The 15268-nt window shown below is 66.2% G+C and carries 12 protein-coding genes; 5 read left to right on the top strand and 7 right to left on the bottom strand.

Features of this window, described 5'->3' with window-relative positions; translation table 11 throughout:
- Positions 1-46: 46 nt before the first annotated feature.
- The 3 genes from fdhF to ASE52_RS12420 all read right to left on the bottom strand — a co-directional run bounded on the left by fdhF (position 47) and on the right by ASE52_RS12420 (position 5647).
- Positions 47-2953 carry a formate dehydrogenase subunit alpha gene (gene fdhF / locus ASE52_RS12430; protein WP_057226477.1) on the bottom strand — a complete coding sequence of 969 codons (2907 nt, stop codon included), beginning with the start codon at positions 2951-2953 and terminating at the stop codon, positions 47-49.
- Positions 2950-4857 (bottom strand): NAD(P)H-dependent oxidoreductase subunit E, encoded by a 1908-nt coding sequence (locus ASE52_RS12425; protein WP_057226475.1) that lies wholly within the window; start codon positions 4855-4857, stop codon positions 2950-2952. Before ASE52_RS12425 ends, fdhF begins: the two co-directional genes overlap by 4 nt.
- 181 nt (positions 4858-5038) lie before the next feature.
- Positions 5039-5647 (bottom strand): TetR/AcrR family transcriptional regulator, encoded by a 609-nt coding sequence (locus ASE52_RS12420; protein ID WP_035197911.1) that lies wholly within the window; start codon positions 5645-5647, stop codon positions 5039-5041.
- Between the two features lie 68 nt (positions 5648-5715).
- On the opposite strand from ASE52_RS12420, the gene ASE52_RS12415 reads away from it, so the two are divergent.
- Both ASE52_RS12415 and ASE52_RS12410 read left to right on the top strand, forming a co-directional pair.
- Complete coding sequence (locus tag ASE52_RS12415) at positions 5716-6114, top strand: DUF4345 domain-containing protein (RefSeq protein ID WP_057226471.1); 399 nt, start codon at positions 5716-5718, stop codon at positions 6112-6114.
- Positions 6115-6131: 17 nt separating this feature from the next.
- Positions 6132-6530, top strand: coding sequence for a hypothetical protein (locus ASE52_RS12410; RefSeq protein ID WP_010463265.1), 399 nt, complete (start codon positions 6132-6134; stop codon positions 6528-6530).
- Positions 6531-6596: 66 nt separating this feature from the next.
- Here ASE52_RS12410 and ASE52_RS12405 read toward each other — a convergent pair whose 3' ends face one another.
- A complete protein-coding gene (locus tag ASE52_RS12405; RefSeq protein WP_057226468.1) occupies positions 6597-7550 on the bottom strand; it encodes a LysR substrate-binding domain-containing protein in 954 nt (317 codons plus the stop codon).
- A gap of 25 nt (positions 7551-7575) precedes the next feature.
- Positions 7576-8667, bottom strand: a complete 1092-nt coding sequence (gene apbC / locus ASE52_RS12400; protein WP_010463262.1) for an iron-sulfur cluster carrier protein ApbC — start codon at positions 8665-8667, stop codon at positions 7576-7578.
- A 142-nt stretch (positions 8668-8809) separates the two neighbouring features.
- Between apbC and ASE52_RS12395 the strand changes: the two genes are divergently transcribed.
- Entirely contained in the window at positions 8810-9379 is a 570-nt protein-coding gene (locus ASE52_RS12395) for a restriction endonuclease (protein WP_057226466.1), read from the top strand.
- An 86-nt stretch (positions 9380-9465) separates the two neighbouring features.
- Here the strand turns inward: ASE52_RS12395 and pyrF are convergent, their stop codons facing one another.
- Positions 9466-10185 carry an orotidine-5'-phosphate decarboxylase gene (gene pyrF, locus ASE52_RS12390; protein ID WP_057226464.1) on the bottom strand — a complete coding sequence of 240 codons (720 nt, stop codon included), beginning with the start codon at positions 10183-10185 and terminating at the stop codon, positions 9466-9468.
- Positions 10186-10394: 209 nt separating this feature from the next.
- Here pyrF and ASE52_RS12385 point away from each other — a divergent pair, with 209 nt between their 5' ends.
- Positions 10395-11651 carry a patatin-like phospholipase family protein gene (locus tag ASE52_RS12385; RefSeq protein WP_010463256.1) on the top strand — a complete coding sequence of 419 codons (1257 nt, stop codon included), beginning with the start codon at positions 10395-10397 and terminating at the stop codon, positions 11649-11651.
- 69 nt (positions 11652-11720) lie between these two features.
- On the opposite strand, the gene ASE52_RS12380 is transcribed toward ASE52_RS12385, so the two are convergent.
- A complete protein-coding gene (locus tag ASE52_RS12380) occupies positions 11721-12887 on the bottom strand; it encodes an SMP-30/gluconolactonase/LRE family protein (RefSeq protein ID WP_057226462.1) in 1167 nt (388 codons plus the stop codon).
- Positions 12888-13062: 175 nt separating this feature from the next.
- Here ASE52_RS12380 and metG point away from each other — a divergent pair, with 175 nt between their 5' ends.
- Positions 13063-15225, top strand: coding sequence for a methionine--tRNA ligase (gene metG / locus ASE52_RS12375; protein ID WP_057226460.1), 2163 nt, complete (start codon positions 13063-13065; stop codon positions 15223-15225).
- The last annotated feature ends 43 nt before the right edge of the window (positions 15226-15268 follow it).

The raw sequence follows: 15268 nt of genomic DNA, 5'->3' as shown, positions 1-15268 counted from the left end.
GCAATCCCCCCCAAAGCCCCGCAGACAGCATGCAGATCACGTGGCGTCAGGCGACTTCGCTGACCGTGCCCTGCAACACCTCCACAGCCACCGCGCAGTACTTGAACTCGGGGATCTTGCCGAACGGGTCCAGCGCCGCGTTGGTGAGCAGGTTGGCGGCTGCCTCCACGTACGCAAACGGCATGAACACAGTGCCGTGCGGCGTGCCGTCGTCGCGCCGCACGCGCACCTGCACCATGCCGCGCCGCGAGCGGATGCCCACCAGCGCCCCGGGCGCCACGCCCAGCCGCGCCAGTTCGTCGCCATGCAGCGACGCGGTGGCCATGGGCTCGATGGCGTCCAGCACGTTGCTGCGCCGCGTCATGCTGCCCGTGTGCCAGTGCTCCAGCTGGCGGCCGGTGATGAGCACCAGGGGGTAGTCGGCATCGGGCTTTTCGGCTGCCGGAATCAAGCTGGCGGGCACCAGCTGCAGGCGACCCGTGGGCGTGGGGAATTTTTCGGTGAAGACGATGGGCTGGCCCGGGTCGTCGGCCGTGAGGCAGGGGTAGGTCACGCTGGAGTCGCGCGCGAGGCGGTCCCAGGTGATGCCCTCGATGCTGGCGTGCATGGCCTGGCGCATTTCGTCGTAGACAGCCGCCACGCCGGACTCTTCGCCTTCGTAGTTCCAGCCAAGCCCCATGCGCGCGGCGATCTGCTGGATGATCCACAGGTCGGGCTGCGCGTCGCCCGGCGGGTTCAGGGCGCGGCGGCCCATCTGCACCATGCGGTCTGTGTTGCTGGCGGTGCCGGTCTTTTCGGGCCAGGCGCTGGCGGGCAGCACCACGTCGGCCAGCCAGGCGGTCTCGGTCAAAAAGATGTCCTGCACCACCAGGTGCGACAGGCTGGCCAGCGCGTGGCGCGCGTGGTTCAGGTCGGGGTCGCTCATGGCGGGGTTCTCGCCCATGATGTACATGCCCCGCACCTTGTGCGGGTCGCTGTCGTCGGCCAAGGCCTTGCGCATGATCTCGACCACGGTGTAGCCCGGCGACTCATCGAGCCGGGTGCCCCAGAAGTCCTCGAACCAGGCATGCGCCCCCGCGTTGTCCACGCGCTGGTAGTTGGGGAACATCATGGGGATCAGCCCCGCGTCGCTCGCGCCCTGCACGTTGTTCTGGCCGCGCAGCGGGTGCAGGCCGGAGCCGGGCTTGCCGATCTGGCCGGTGACGGCGCACAGCGCGATCAGGCAGCGCGCGTTGTCGGTGCCGTGCACGTGCTGGCTCACGCCCATGCCCCAGAGGATCATCGACGCCTTCGCCGTGGCAAACGCACGCGCCACCTCGCGCAGCGTCTCGGCCGGGATGCCGCACACCGGGGCCATGGCCTCGGGGCTGCAGCCCATCACGTTGGCCTTCAAAGCTTCGAAGTTGTTGGCGCGGTCGCGGATGAAGGCCTCATCCACCAGGCCTTCGTCGATCACCGTGTGGATCAGCGCGTTGAGCATGGCCACATCGGTGTCGGCCTTGAACTGCAGGGTGCGCCAGGCGTGGCGGCCAATGTCCGTGATGCGCGGGTCGGCCAGCACGATCTTCGCGCCGCGCTGTGCGGCGTTCTTCATCCACGTGGCGGCCACGGGGTGGTTGGCGGTGGGGTTGGAGCCGATCACGAAGATCAGCTCGGCATGCTCCACGTCGTGCACCGGGTTGCTGACCGCGCCGGAGCCCACGCCTTCGAGCAGCGCGGCCACGCTGGAGGCGTGGCACAGCCGCGTGCAGTGGTCCACGTTGTTGCTGCCAAAGCCGGTGCGCACCAGCTTCTGGAACAGGTAGGCCTCTTCGTTGCTGCCCTTGGCCGAGCCGAAGCCCGCCAGCGCCTTAGGGCCATGGGTGTCGCGCAGGTCTTTCAGGGTGCCCGCGGCCAGGTCGAGCGCCTCGTCCCAGGTTGCTTCACGGAAGGTATCGCGCCAGTCAGCGCCGTAGGGCCGCACCTCCTTGGGCACACCACTTTTGCGGACCAGCGGCACCGTCAGGCGGTCGGGGTGGTGGGCGTAGTCGAAGCCGAAGCGCCCTTTCACGCACAGGCGGCCGTGGTTGGCCGGGCCGTCGCGGCCCTCGACGCTGATGATTTTTTCATCGCGCACGTTGTAGGTGATGAGGCAGCCCACGCCGCAGAACGGGCAGACCGAGTCGACCTTGCGGTCCACCTTTTGCGAGCCGATGTGCGTCTTGGGGCTGAGCGCGCCCGTGGGGCAGGCCTGCACGCATTCGCCGCAGGCCACGCAGGTGCTCTCGGCCATGGGGTCATCCAGGTCGAAGACGATCTTGCTGTCGGCGCCGCGCAAGGCGTAGCCGATCACGTCGTTCACCTGTTCCTCGCGGCAGGCGCGCACGCAGCGGTTGCACTGGATGCAGGCGTCCAGGTTGACCGCCATGGCCGGGTGGCTCAGGTCGGGCGCAGGCTGCTCGCGGCGCAGGGCGTGGAGGGCCGGGCGCACCGAGACGCCCAGGCGGTCGGCCCAGGCGCTCAGCTCGCCATGCTGGCCCACTGGGGCATCATTTTTTGAATAAAAATGGCCGTTACCGCTAGATGGATGAGCGCTACCAGCTATCAAATCAGGAGTGCACGTCTTTTCGTCGTTCCACCGGTATCCGACATCGGGCATGTCGGACAGCAGCATCTCCACCACCATCTGCTGGCTCTTGCGGGCGCGCGGGCTGGTGGCCTGCACCTTCATGCCGGGCGTGGGCGCGCGGCAGCAGCTGGGGGCCAGCGTGCGCTCGCCCGCGATCTCGACCACACAGGCGCGGCAGTTGCCGTCGGGGCGCAGGCCGTCGGTGTAGCACAGGTGCGGGATCTCCACGCCATGGCGCTGCGCGGCTTTGAGGATGGTTTCGCCAGCATGGGCGGTGACGGGCTGGCCGTCCAGCTCGAACGCCACGCCGGGCTGCACTGCAGTGGATGTCAATACGGCGCTCATGGCCGCACTCCCGGGGGCAGTTGCTCGGCGAGCGGGCTGCTGCGCGGCCGGGGCAAGTCGCCCGGCCAGGGTGCCTCGCCCACCTCGTGCGCAAAATATTTGTGGATGCAGCGGATGGGGTTGGGCGCGGCCTGGCCCAGCCCGCAGATGGACGCATCGCCCATCACCTGGGCCAGATCGTCCAGCAGTTCTTCGTCCCACTGCGGGGCGCGCATCAACGCCGCAGCCTTGGCCGTGCCCACCCGGCAGGGGGTGCACTGGCCGCAGCTTTCGTGCTCGAAGAACCGCATCACGTTCAGCGCCGCATCGCGCGCCCGGTCGTGCTGGCTGAGCACGATGACGGCGGCCGAGCCGATGAAGCAGCCGTAGGGCTGCAGCGTGTCGAAGTCGAGCGGAATGTGGTTCAGGCTGGCGGGCAGGATGCCGCCCGACGCGCCGCCGGGCAGGTAGGCGTAGAGCTGGTGGCCATCGGCCATGCCGCCGCAGTATTCGTCGATGAGTTCCTGCACCGTGATGCCCGCAGGCGCGAGCTTGACGCCCGGCTGCCGGACGCGCCCGCTGACGCTGAAACTGCGCAGCCCCTTGCGCCCGTGGCGGCCGAAGCTGGCAAACCACTCGGGCCCGCGCTCGACGATGTCGCGCACCCAGTACAGCGTCTCGAAGTTGTGCTCCAGCGTGGGCCGGCCGAACAGGCCCACCTGCGCGATGTAGGGCGGGCGCATGCGGGGCTCGCCACGTTTGCCTTCGATGCTCTCGATCATGGCCGACTCTTCGCCGCAGATGTAGGCGCCCGCACCGCGCCGCAGCTCGATGTGGGGCAGCGGGCACGGCGGCTGGACGTGCAGGTCATCGAGCGCCGTCTGCAGCAGCGCGCGGCAGCCGTGGTACTCGTCGCGCAGGTAGATGTAGACCGCCTCGGTGCCCACCACCTGCGCGGCGATGAGCACGCCTTCCAGAAAGCGGTGGGGGTCGCGTTCGAGGTAGGTGCGGTCCTTGAAGGTGCCGGGCTCGCCCTCGTCGATGTTGACCGCCATCACGCGCGGAGCAGGTTGGTCCCGAACAATCCTCCACTTGCGCCCGGCCGGAAACCCCGCCCCGCCCAGGCCGCGCAGGCCCGAGTTTTCCATGGCTACGAGCACGGCTTCAGCATCCATCTCGCCATTGACCAGCGCGGCCGCCGTCTGATAACCACCATGGGCGCGATAGACGGCGAGGTCGGTGTGGGCGGGGCTGGCCCCGTCCGGCTGCGCAGGCACACTGTTCTCGGCCAGCGCTGCAATATCAAAATTGATAGCTACTTGCGCTTGTGGATGAAGCGCCAGAGCCCGATTTGGCTTCGAATTGAGCGTTTCCAGCACGGCGTCCACCGTGGCGTGTGGCACCGGGCACTGGTGCACCACGGCCACGGGCGCCTGCTCGCAACGGCCCACGCAGGGTACGGCCACCACCTGCACATCGGCCTGCCCTGCAGCGCGCAGGCGTTCGGTCAGCGCCGCCAACAGTTCGCTGGCACCGGCCAAGCTACAGCTCAGGCTCTCGCACACGCGCAGCACCAGGCGCGGGGCCACTGCTTCGTCGCCGCGCACGATCTCAAAGTGGTGGTAAAAGCTGGCCACCTCGTACACCTCGGCCATGGGCAGATTCATCTGCTTGGCCAGCGCCACCAAATGCCGGTCGTGCAGCACGCCAAAGTGGTCGTTCAAGCGGTGCAGAAATTCAATCAGCAGGTCGCGCCGAAAGCCTTCGGGCGGGCGCGGGCCCAGCAGTTGCGCCACTTCGGCCATCGCAGCGTCTTCGGGCTGGCGGCCCTTGAGGCGGCTTTTTCGGCGGATGCGATCGCGCATGTCGTTGACGGACACGGCGGCGACGACGGCTGCGGTGGGGGCTTCGGGGGCAAGGTGCATGGAGCGAAATCGTGGAATGTCTTGTTGTGGTTATGAAGCCGCCTGCATAAGGCCGCCTGGCGAGCGCAGTGTCGGCGAGCCCCCTTGGCGCGTCAAATTGCCGATGCACATGGGTCGATCACAAAAACAAATGGGCTGCACACCGTGGTTTTGCGCGGCATCAGCGGCAAGGGTCAGCCTGTCAGCGACCCACCCTGCCCGTCGGCAGACTCACCAGCAACCGGCTCGCCAGCATGGCCGCCAGGTCTTGCGTCGAGGGCATGGACACGGGCGCAGCCGACAAGGCGCCGTCAATCGCAAGGCTGGCCAGGCCGTGGGCAAGGCTCCATCCCGCCAGCGCCAGTTCGTCCGCCCCCTCGGCCACATGGGCATGGGCGGCCTGCCGCAGTACCTGAAAAGACCCGTCCGCCGCCGCCTGAAACGCCGGGTGGTCGGCCTTGCGCTGCAGCAGCGGGCTGAACATGAGCCGGAACGCGGCGGGGCGCGCGAGCGCAAAGGCCACGTAGGCGGTGCAATGCCCCACCAGCGTGGCGGCAGTGTCTGTGCCGTGGTGTGCTGCCTCCATATCGGCCGCCAGGTCTTGAAAACCCCGCGTGGCCACTGCGGCGAGCAAGGCATCCAGATTGGCGAAGTGGTGGTACGGCGCCGCATGCGATACGCCCGCTGCCTTGGCCACCGAGCGCAGGCTGAGCGTGGCCCCGGACGCGAGCAAGCCCTCGGCGGCCGCCACCAGGGCGCTGCGCAGATCGCCGTGGTGGTAGGTGGCGCGGGGGAGTTCAGGATCGGTCATGGCGGCAATCTTGACACAGTCAAGATACATCTCGACAATGCATCAATCCTGACACCGTAAAGATCACCATGACCCGACGCCTGCTCCAAGCCACCACCGCTGTGATGGCGTTGATCCCGGTCGCCACCGGCGTGCTGACGATGATGGGCATCGACGACCCGATCTACCACACGACCGGCCTGCCGCGTGATGCCCTGCTCGACGGCAACCTGCGCTTTTTTGGTGGCGTGTGGCTGGCCCTGGGCTTGGCGATGTGGTCGCTGCTGCCGCGCATCGAGCACGAAGGCCGGTTGTTTGCCGTGCTGTGGGGCGCGGTGTTTCTGGGCGGCGTGGGGCGGGCGCTGTCGATGGCCTTCGTCGGACTTCCGCCCGTGCCTTTTATCGGCTTCACGGTGCTGGAACTGATTGGCGCCCCCGCCTTCATCGCCTGGCAGCGCCACGTGGCTGCGCAATCGGCCGTTCAATGACACCCAAAGGAAATCCTGTGCGAAAGCTCAACTACTGGTATTTGGCTGCAGCAACGCTGTGCTTGTTCATGATGGGGATGCAAATCTTCGTGGGCAGCCCGCAACTGAATGCACCGGTTCAAGAAAGCTCGTTGCCGCCGGGCATTCGGGCGGTTGCAGAGGTGGCCTGGCATTCGGTGACCACCGCCTATGGGCTCATGGTGGTGGCGCTCATTTACCTGTTCATCCAGCCGAACAATGGCGCGCTCGCCAAATACATCGTTGCGCAACTGGTGGCCTTGTCCGCGCTGTTTCTGATTTACAGCGTCACCCGCTTTGGCAACGTCACCAGCCTGTACCTATGGCCTTTTTTCCTGGTCATCGCGGCGACGGTGGGCATGGGTGTGCGCAGCGTGCCTTCATTCAACGAGCCCTGACTGTGGCGGTCCGTTGAACCTGCGGGTGAAATTACTTTGGCCTGCGGGGGCGCTTTGCCAATCGCCCTATCGCTGGGAAGCCGTCAGCAACCCGCTGTGTGCTGTGGCGTGCTGCAGCCATTCCGTGTCCTGCGCCAGGGCCAGCGCCGCATCCAGCGCCCGCGTGGGCTGCACCTGGCGGTGCGACATGAAACCGATGGGCGTGGTGAGCACTGGGCCGACAAGCGGCAAGGCCTCCAGCCCATCGTGGCCGCGCACGGCATCCACCAACGCGCCGGGCAACACGCTGCACAGGTTGCCCGCCACCACGGAGAGGGCCAGGGTCAGCACCGAATCGGTCTCCATGGCCGGCAACACCGTGGCGCCCGCACTGCGAAAAGCGCCGTCGACCAGGCTGCGGTTGTGCATCTCGGGCGTGAGCAGGCACAGCGGCTGGGCGGCCGCCTCGGCCCAACCGATGGACTGGCCGATCTGCAGGCCGCGGCCTTGGAGGCTGTCGGCCCGGCGCAGCAGAAAGTAGTGCTCCACGTACTGCGGCCAAGCCCGCAGCTGGCCGCCGCGTGCCGGCATGCGCTCGGTGTAGCCCAGCGCAAGGTCGAGTGAAATGCTCTCCAGCCCCGCTTCGATGGCCTGCGAACTCATCGACAGCGCCACCGGCAAGATGCCCGGGTGCCGCGCCTGCAACTGCGCCGCAAACCGCGCCAGGATGGGCATGGCCGTGGGCACAGCGCCCAGGCGCAGCGTGCCGCGTGGGTGGGCGGCGTCGCTGGAGAGGTCCTGCTGCAGCACCTGGTGCTCATGCAGCATGCGCTGGGCCGAGGCCAGCACCCGCTCGCCCTCGGGCGTGAAGCCCTCAAAGCTGCGGCCCCGGCGCACCACCACCACGCCAAACTCCTTCTCCAGCGCGCGCAGCGCGTTGGAGAGCGCAGGCTGCGTGATGTGGCAGGCCTGCGCCGCCCGGCCAAAGTGCCGGTGCTCGTGCAGCGCCACCAGGTAGCGCAGGGACGCGAGCAGATTCATGGCGCAGTGCGGCAGGTCAGGAGGATCAGGTGTTCTTGCTGATCGAGATGGTGGGGAACTTGTTGGAGAAATCCTTGGCCTGCTGGGCGATCTTCACCGCCACGTCGCGCGCCACCTTCTTGTAGATCTTGGCCACGTCCCCATCCGGGTCGGCCACCACGGTGGGCTTGCCGCTGTCGGCCTGCAGGCGGATGCTCATGTCCAGCGGCAGCGCGCCCAGGTAGTCCATGTTGTATTCGGCTGCCATCTTCTTGCCGCCATCGGCGCCAAAGATGTGTTCCACGTGGCCGCAGTTGCTGCACACATGGGCTGCCATGTTCTCGACGATGCCCAGGATGGGCACGCCCACCTTCTCGAACATCTTGATGCCCTTCTTGGCATCCAGCAGGGCGATGTCCTGCGGGGTGGTGACGATCACCGCGCCGGTCATGGGCACGCGCTGGGACAGCGTGAGCTGGATGTCGCCGGTGCCCGGCGGCATGTCGATGATGAGGTAGTCCAGGTCCTTCCAGTTGGTCTGGCGCAGCAGCTGCTCCAGCGCCTGCGTGGCCATGGGGCCGCGCCAGATCATGGCTTCGTCCTGGTCCACCAGGAAGCCGATGGACATGACCTGCACGCCGTAGTTCTCCAGCGGCTCCATGGTCTTGCCGTCGTCGCTTTCGGGGCGGCGGTTGATGCCCAGCATCATGGGCTGGCTCGGGCCGTAGATGTCGGCGTCCAGCACGCCCACGCTGGCGCCCTCGGCGGCCAGGGCCAGGGCCAGGTTGGCGGCCGTGGTGCTCTTGCCCACGCCGCCCTTGCCGGAGGCCACGGCGATGATGTTCTTGACCTGGGGCAAGAGCTGCACGCCGCGCTGCACGGCGTGGGCGATGACCTTGGTGGTGATGTTGACTGACACGTTCTCGACCCCCGCCACGCCCTTGGCGGCGGCCACCAGGCTGCGGCGCAGCTCGGGCACCAGGCTTTTGGCGGGGTAGCCCAGTTCGACATCAAAAGCCACATCGCCACCGGTGATCTGCAGGTTGCGCAAGGCGCGGGTGCTGACGAAATCCTTGGCCGTGTGGGGGTCCAGCACGCTGGAAAGTGCGGCCAAAAGGCCCTGTTCGGTGACTGACATGCAAATAGCTCCTGTGGGGCGGGTAGTCTATTCCGAAGGCGCAGGCCCCTTCAGCTGAAGGACAATGCGCTCGCTCTGTCCCTGGCTCTACAGCGGCGGCAACCCGTGAAACCGAACGAAAAGGACCCCCGTGAAATTCAAGATGGCCGAGAAATCCCTGTTTGCCATGCTGCTGCGCTCGCCATGGTGGGTCAGCTTTGTGGTGGTCGGCCTCATCGTCCTGGCCGCAGGTGCGCTGCTGCCCAAGGAATACTTTGCGGTGGGTGCGCTGGCGGGTTTCCCCATCTTTGTGGTCGGCTGCATTGCTGCCTGGAAACAACTGCGCGCCCCCAACCCTGCCAGAGTTGCCGAGATGCTGGAGGCCGTGGGCAGCATGCCCTGGCGCAGCTTTGCCGACACCCTGGCATCCGCCTGGACCCGGGCGGGCTACACCGTGGAGCGGATCAACGGCAACAACGCCGGGGCCGACATGCGCCTGACCCTGGGCGGCAAGACCACGCTGGTGAGCGCCAAGCGCTGGAAGGCTGCCACCCACGGCGTGGAGCCCTTGCGCGAACTGCACGCGGCCATGGTGGCCAGCGATGCCCAGGCGGGCGTCTATGTGGCAGCCCTGGGGCAGGTCAGCGACAACGCCCAGGCGTTTGCTGGCGAACACGCCATCGTGGTGCTGCAGGGCGATGCTGTGGCGCAGCTTCTGCTGCGCCAAGGCTAGGTAGCTATGTTTCAAGGTCCGCAGCCCCGCTGAATCACCGCAGTGAAGTCAAAAGGCGACGAGCCGGCCCTTCCTGGGCCACGGTTTCAACCGTCCAGTTCTGCGCACAGGGCGGCAAAAGAAATGGCAGGGTTCAAAGCGCGTGATATCGGCCGGCCAACCACCACGTGCGTTGCACCAGCCTCGATGGCCTGTGCTGCGGTGGTAAAGCGGGCGTGGTCGCCTTTGGCAAACTCCAACGGCTGTATGCCGGGCGTGACGATCAGCATCTCCTGCGGCAATGTGTTGCGCAGGAGCCTGGCTTCCAGTGGCGATGCGACTACGCCATGGCAGCCTGCTGCTTGGGCAAGGAGCGCAAGGCGCAGCACCTGTTCTGGCACTGTCGATACCACGCCCACTTCGCGCAGCGCCTCGTCGTCCATACTGGTGATGACGGTCAGTGCGAGCACTTTGAGCCCGGGGAAGTGCGCCGCAGACGCCACGGCAGCTTCCAGCACCGCAGATCCTGCCGAAGCATGAACCGTCACCAGGGAAACGCCCAACTCCCCGGCCGCAGCAACGGCGGCAGCCACCGAGCTTGGGATTTCAAACAGCTTGAGGTCCAAAAAAACCCGCTTTCCGGCGTCCACCAGCTCGCGGACAAAGGAAGGGCCTGCCGCCGTGAGCAACTGCAAGCCCACCTTGTAGAAAGACGCGGCGGGGCCCAGCTTCCGGACTAGGTCGGAAGCGGACGCAGCCGCAGGGAAATCAAGCGAAACGATGATGCGCTGGTTCAATCCGCCCCCCACAAAAATCTTCGCGAGCATGCCACAGGCACCCCGCAGGCAACCCGTGCCCCACCCGCGCTGCAATGGAGGAAGCCCGACACAGGCTCGTCCCCAACCCTTCGGTGGGGGTTTGCAAGATTGAAGCCCCTCGGCAACGGCGAGATCTCCAGCCTCCTCCATGCGGGTTTTCCCACATAAAACGCTCGCTGCCGCCCCCCGACACTTGGGGCACCACCCAGCAAACACCCATGCCGCCCTCAGCCCCTTCCGATACCCCTGCCTCCCACCGCCCCCCTACCGGCCTGCTGCTCACCGGCGGTGGCGCCCGTGCCGCCTACCAGGTGGGCGTGCTGGAGGCCATTGCCGACATCCGCCACGCCTGCGGAGAAGGCGGCGGGCCCAACCCGTTCCCCATCATCACGGGCACTTCCGCCGGCGCCATCAACGCGGCGGCACTGGCCTGCGGGGCCGACAATTTCGACCGCGCGGTGCGCCGCATTGCCCGCGTGTGGCGCCAGTTCCACGCCAGCCAGGTCTATGGCGCCGACTCGCTCTCGGTGATGCGCAGCGGCGCGCGATGGCTCACGCTGGTGTCGATGGGCTGGGCGCTGGCGCGCTGGCGGCGCATGCGACCGCGCTCGCTGCTGGACAACTCGCCGCTGGAGAAACTGCTCGTCAAGATGGTGCCGCTGGTGCGCCTGCCGGGGCTCATCCGCAAGGGCCACCTCACGGCGCTGGCCGTGACGGCGTCGAGCTACAGCTCGGGCGAACATGTCACTTTTTTTGAAGCCGCCACGCCCGTCAAGCCCTGGGTGCGCTCGCAACGCAAGGCCGCCAGCGACCGCATCACGCACGAGCACCTGCTAGCGTCCTCGGCCATTCCGTTCATTTTTCCGGCCAAGGCCATCGAGGTGGATGACCACATCGAGTATTTTGGTGACGGTTCCATGCGCCAGTCGGCGCCCATTGCCCCTGCGATCCATCTGGGGGCAGAGCGAATTCTGGTGATCGGCGCGGGCCGCATGCACGAGCCCAAGGGCGATGCCGCCGCCAATCCCACGGCCACCTACCCCACGCTGGCGCAGATTGCGGGGCACGCGCTGTCCAACATCTTTCTGGACGCGCTGGCGGTGGACGTGGAGCGCGTGCAGCGCATCAACCAGACCCTGTCGCTCATCCCCGAGGAAAAACGCCTGCACAGCGCGCTGCGTCCCATCGAGCTGCTGGTGATTGCCCCCTCGCAACGGCTCGATGCCGTGGCAGCACGCCATGTGGGCGACCTGCCTGGGCCCGTGCGCGCCATGCTGGGCGCGTTGGGCGTGACCTCTAACATGGCCGACGTGCGCGGCGCCGCACTGGCCAGCTACCTGCTGTTCGAGTCGGGCTACACGAAGGAGCTGATGGCCCTGGGCCGGGCCGACACCCTGGCCATGCGGGCCGAGGTGTGCCGGTTCTTCGGCTGGACGGATACCGGCGCCGAGGTGCAGATGAGGGAGCATTCGTGACACCCCCCTGGGTCGCCTCGCGCCTTGCAGGCAGCGCGCCATACCGTGGCAGCGGCGACCAAGAGACCGCTACTGCCCCTTGAGTACATCCTTGGGCAACCAGCCCAGGCCATGCGCGTGCAGGCTCTGCACATACAGCCGGTCCGCCGTTTCGGTGATCGCCGTGGTCTCGGGGTAAGCGCCGCTCGGGTCCTGCAGGTCGGCCACCACCTTGCCGTCGTCGGTGAACGCGATCACATGGCCGTAGGGCTTGGGGATGGGCCACAGCGCGCGCGGCAGGCGCAGCGTCAGGCTGCGCAGCCAGGGCTTGCCGGCCATGTTGTCGATGGCGGCGCCGCGCGGCTTGGCAAAGCCCAGCCAGATGCGGCCGTCCATGCCGCGCATCAGGTTGTCGGGGTAGCCGGGCAGGTTGTCCAGCAGCACGCGGGCCTGGGGTGCGGGCTGGCTGCCGGCGGGCGCCTTGACCTTGGCATCGGCCTCGCTGATGTCGAGGTCGTTCGCGTCCACCGCGATCTTCCACACGCGGTATTTGCCGGTTTCGTTGACGAACAGGCTTTTCTCGTCCTGGCTCAGCGCCACGCCATTGGCAAAGCTGATGCCCCGGGCCACCACGCGTGTGGTGCGGGTGGCGGGGTCGTATTCGATCACCCGGCCCGTGCTGGCCTGCTCCAGGATGTCGAGCACGCTGGCTTCAAAGGTACCGCCCCAGTCCTTGGGGGCAAAGCGTGTGGAGGCGTCGCTCAGGTACATCTTGCCGCTTTGGGCCACCACCACCGCATCGGCATAGCGGATAGGGTCGTTGCCCACCTTGTCGGCCAGCACGGTGACCTTGCCATCGGGCGCAATGGACAACAGGCCCTTGACCGCATCGGCGGCAATCAGGTTGCCTGCTGCATCAAAGTCAAAGCCCAGCACCCGCCCGCCGGTGTTGGCAAACACCTCCTGGCCCGAGCCATCGGCATTCATGCGCAGGATATTGCCGCTGAGCACCGTGGTGTAGAGCTTGCCGTCCTTGCCAAAAGCGATGTGCTCGGGCCCCACCTCGCCCTTGAGGGCGATCATCTGCAGCTTGGCCAGGCGCTGGTTGGGTGCGTGCACACCCTGGTAGCCCGGCGCGGCAGGCGCGCTCCAGGCCACCGGCTGGATGGGCACCGGCCACGCCGCCAGGTAGGCGGCCAGCGCCAACACAGCGCCGCCGACGCCCCACCCCACCCGTTTCGCCCATGTTCTGGCCATTTGTGATCTCCTCGTTGCATGTTGGAATGCGAGGCATTGTGGCGCCATCGGTGGCCTGCGCGCACGCCCTGATTGGCACCTGGGCGACCCAACCGGGCCCACGCAGCGCCCGCAGCGGTCAAGGACACTGCCGACCGCCTAAAATCACGGGTTCCGCCTGAGAAAGCCGCTTTTCATGACGTCATCCGCCCGCAAACTCTTCGTTACCACCGCCCTGCCGTATGCCAACGGCAACTTCCACATCGGCCACATCATGGAATACATCCAGGCCGACATCTGGGTGCGGTACCAGCGAATGCAGGGCCACGCGGTGAACTTCGTGGGCGCGGACGACACCCACGGCGCGCCGATCATGATTGCCGCCGAAAAAGCAGGCAAGACGCCACAGCAGTTCGTGGCCGACATCGCCGCCGGCCGCAAGCAGTACCTTGATGGTTTTCACATCAGCTTTGACAACTGGCACAGCACCGATGCGCCCGAAAACCACGACCTGGCCCGCCAGATCTACCGTGACCTGCGCGACCGCGCGGATGGCTCGCTGATCGAGGTGCGCACCATCGAGCAGTTCTTCGACCCCGAGAAGAACATGTTCCTGCCCGACCGCTACATCAAGGGCGAGTGCCCCAAGTGCCACGCCAAGGACCAGTACGGCGACAACTGCGAGGTGTGTGGCTCGGTCTATGCACCCACCGACCTGATCAACCCGTTCTCGGCCCTGTCCGGCGCCAAGCCCGAGCTGAAGAACTCCGAGCATTTCTTCTTCAAGCTGTCGGACCCGCGCTGCGTGGAGTTTCTGGAGAAGTGGACGCAGGATGGCAAGCTCCAGCCCGAGGTGGCCAACAAGATCAAGGAGTGGTTCACCGTCCGCACCAACCCGGACGGCACGACCAGCGAAGGCCTGGGCGACTGGGACATCTCGCGCGACGCGCCCTACTTCGGCATCGAAATCCCCGACGCACCGGGCAAGTACTTCTACGTCTGGCTCGACGCGCCCGTGGGCTACCTGGCCTCGCTCAAGAACTGGTTCGACAAGGGCGGCCCCAAGGACAAGCACGGAGACACGCGCAGCTTCGACGAATACATGGCTGCGCCCGACACCGAGCAGTACCACTTCATCGGCAAGGACATCGTCACCTTCCACACGCTGTTCTGGCCCGCGATGCTGCATTTCAGCGGCCGCAAGACGCCCGACAACGTGTTCGTGCACGGCTTCCTGACCGTGAACAACGGCGAGAAGATGAGCAAGAGCCGCGGCACGGGCCTGGACCCGCTCAAATACCTGAGCCTGAACATGAACGCCGAATGGCTGCGCTACTACCTGGCGGCCAAGCTGTCGGCGCGCAACGAAGACATCGACTTCAATGCCGAAGACTTCATGCTGCGCGTGAACAGCGATTTGATCGGCAAGTACGTGAACATTGCCAGCCGTGCTGCGGGCTTTCTTACCAAAAGGTTCGAAGGGAAACTTGTCTCAGTGTTTCTCCAAGGGGACACAAAGCCTGGCGCACCAGAAGATGAAATTGACTCAGTGATCACCACGATCATGGCGGCCGCTCCGGGAATCAAAGAGGCCTACGAGAATCGCGAGTACAGCAAAGTAGCCAGAGAAATCATGTACTTGGCCGATGCGGTCAACCAGTACGCCGACGAGAAGAAGCCGTGGGTTCTAGCGAAGAACGAATCTGACTCTGGGAGCCTCCAGATTGTCTGCAGCGTTCTTATCAACTGCTTCAGGCTGCTGACTATCTACTTGAAGCCTGTGCTGCCTGGTGTAGCAACGCAAGTCGAAGAGATGCTTGGATTGGAGGGAAAGCCTCTCTCATGGGTCGATGCCACGACTTGCCTTCCTGATGGTCACGTAATCAAGCCCTACCAGCACCTCATGCAGCGCGTCACCCCCGAGCAGATTGAAGCATTGTTTGAGGCCCCAGCTCAGGCAGAACAAGCGCCAGCAGCTACCGAAACCATAGCAGAACCCGGTGGTGAGGAACTCGCGCCCACCATCACCATCGACGACTTCACCAAGATCGACCTGCGCATTGCGCTGATCGTGAACTGCGAAGCCGTGGAGGGATCGACCAAGCTGCTGCGCCTGACGCTGGACGTGGGCGAAGGCCGCACGCGCAACGTCTTCAGCGGCATCGCCAGCGCTTACAAGCCCGAAGACCTGATCGGCAAACACACGGTGATGGTGGCCAACCTGGCCCCGCGCAAGATGAAGTTTGGCGTGAGTGAAGGCATGGTCCTGGCCGCCAGCCATGGCGACGAAAAAGCCAACCCCGGCATCTACGTGCTCAACCCCTGGCCCGGCGCCACGCCCGGCATGCGCGTGCGGTAAAGCGCACAGACCCAGCAGATCGGGCGGCGCCCAAGGGCACTCA

It is taken from the genome of Acidovorax sp. Root275, from assembly GCF_001428965.1.
Taxonomy (GTDB): domain Bacteria; phylum Pseudomonadota; class Gammaproteobacteria; order Burkholderiales; family Burkholderiaceae_C; genus Acidovorax; species Acidovorax radicis.
Note: the sequence above shows the minus strand (reverse complement) of the source record. Positions and strands in the feature narration are given on the sequence as shown.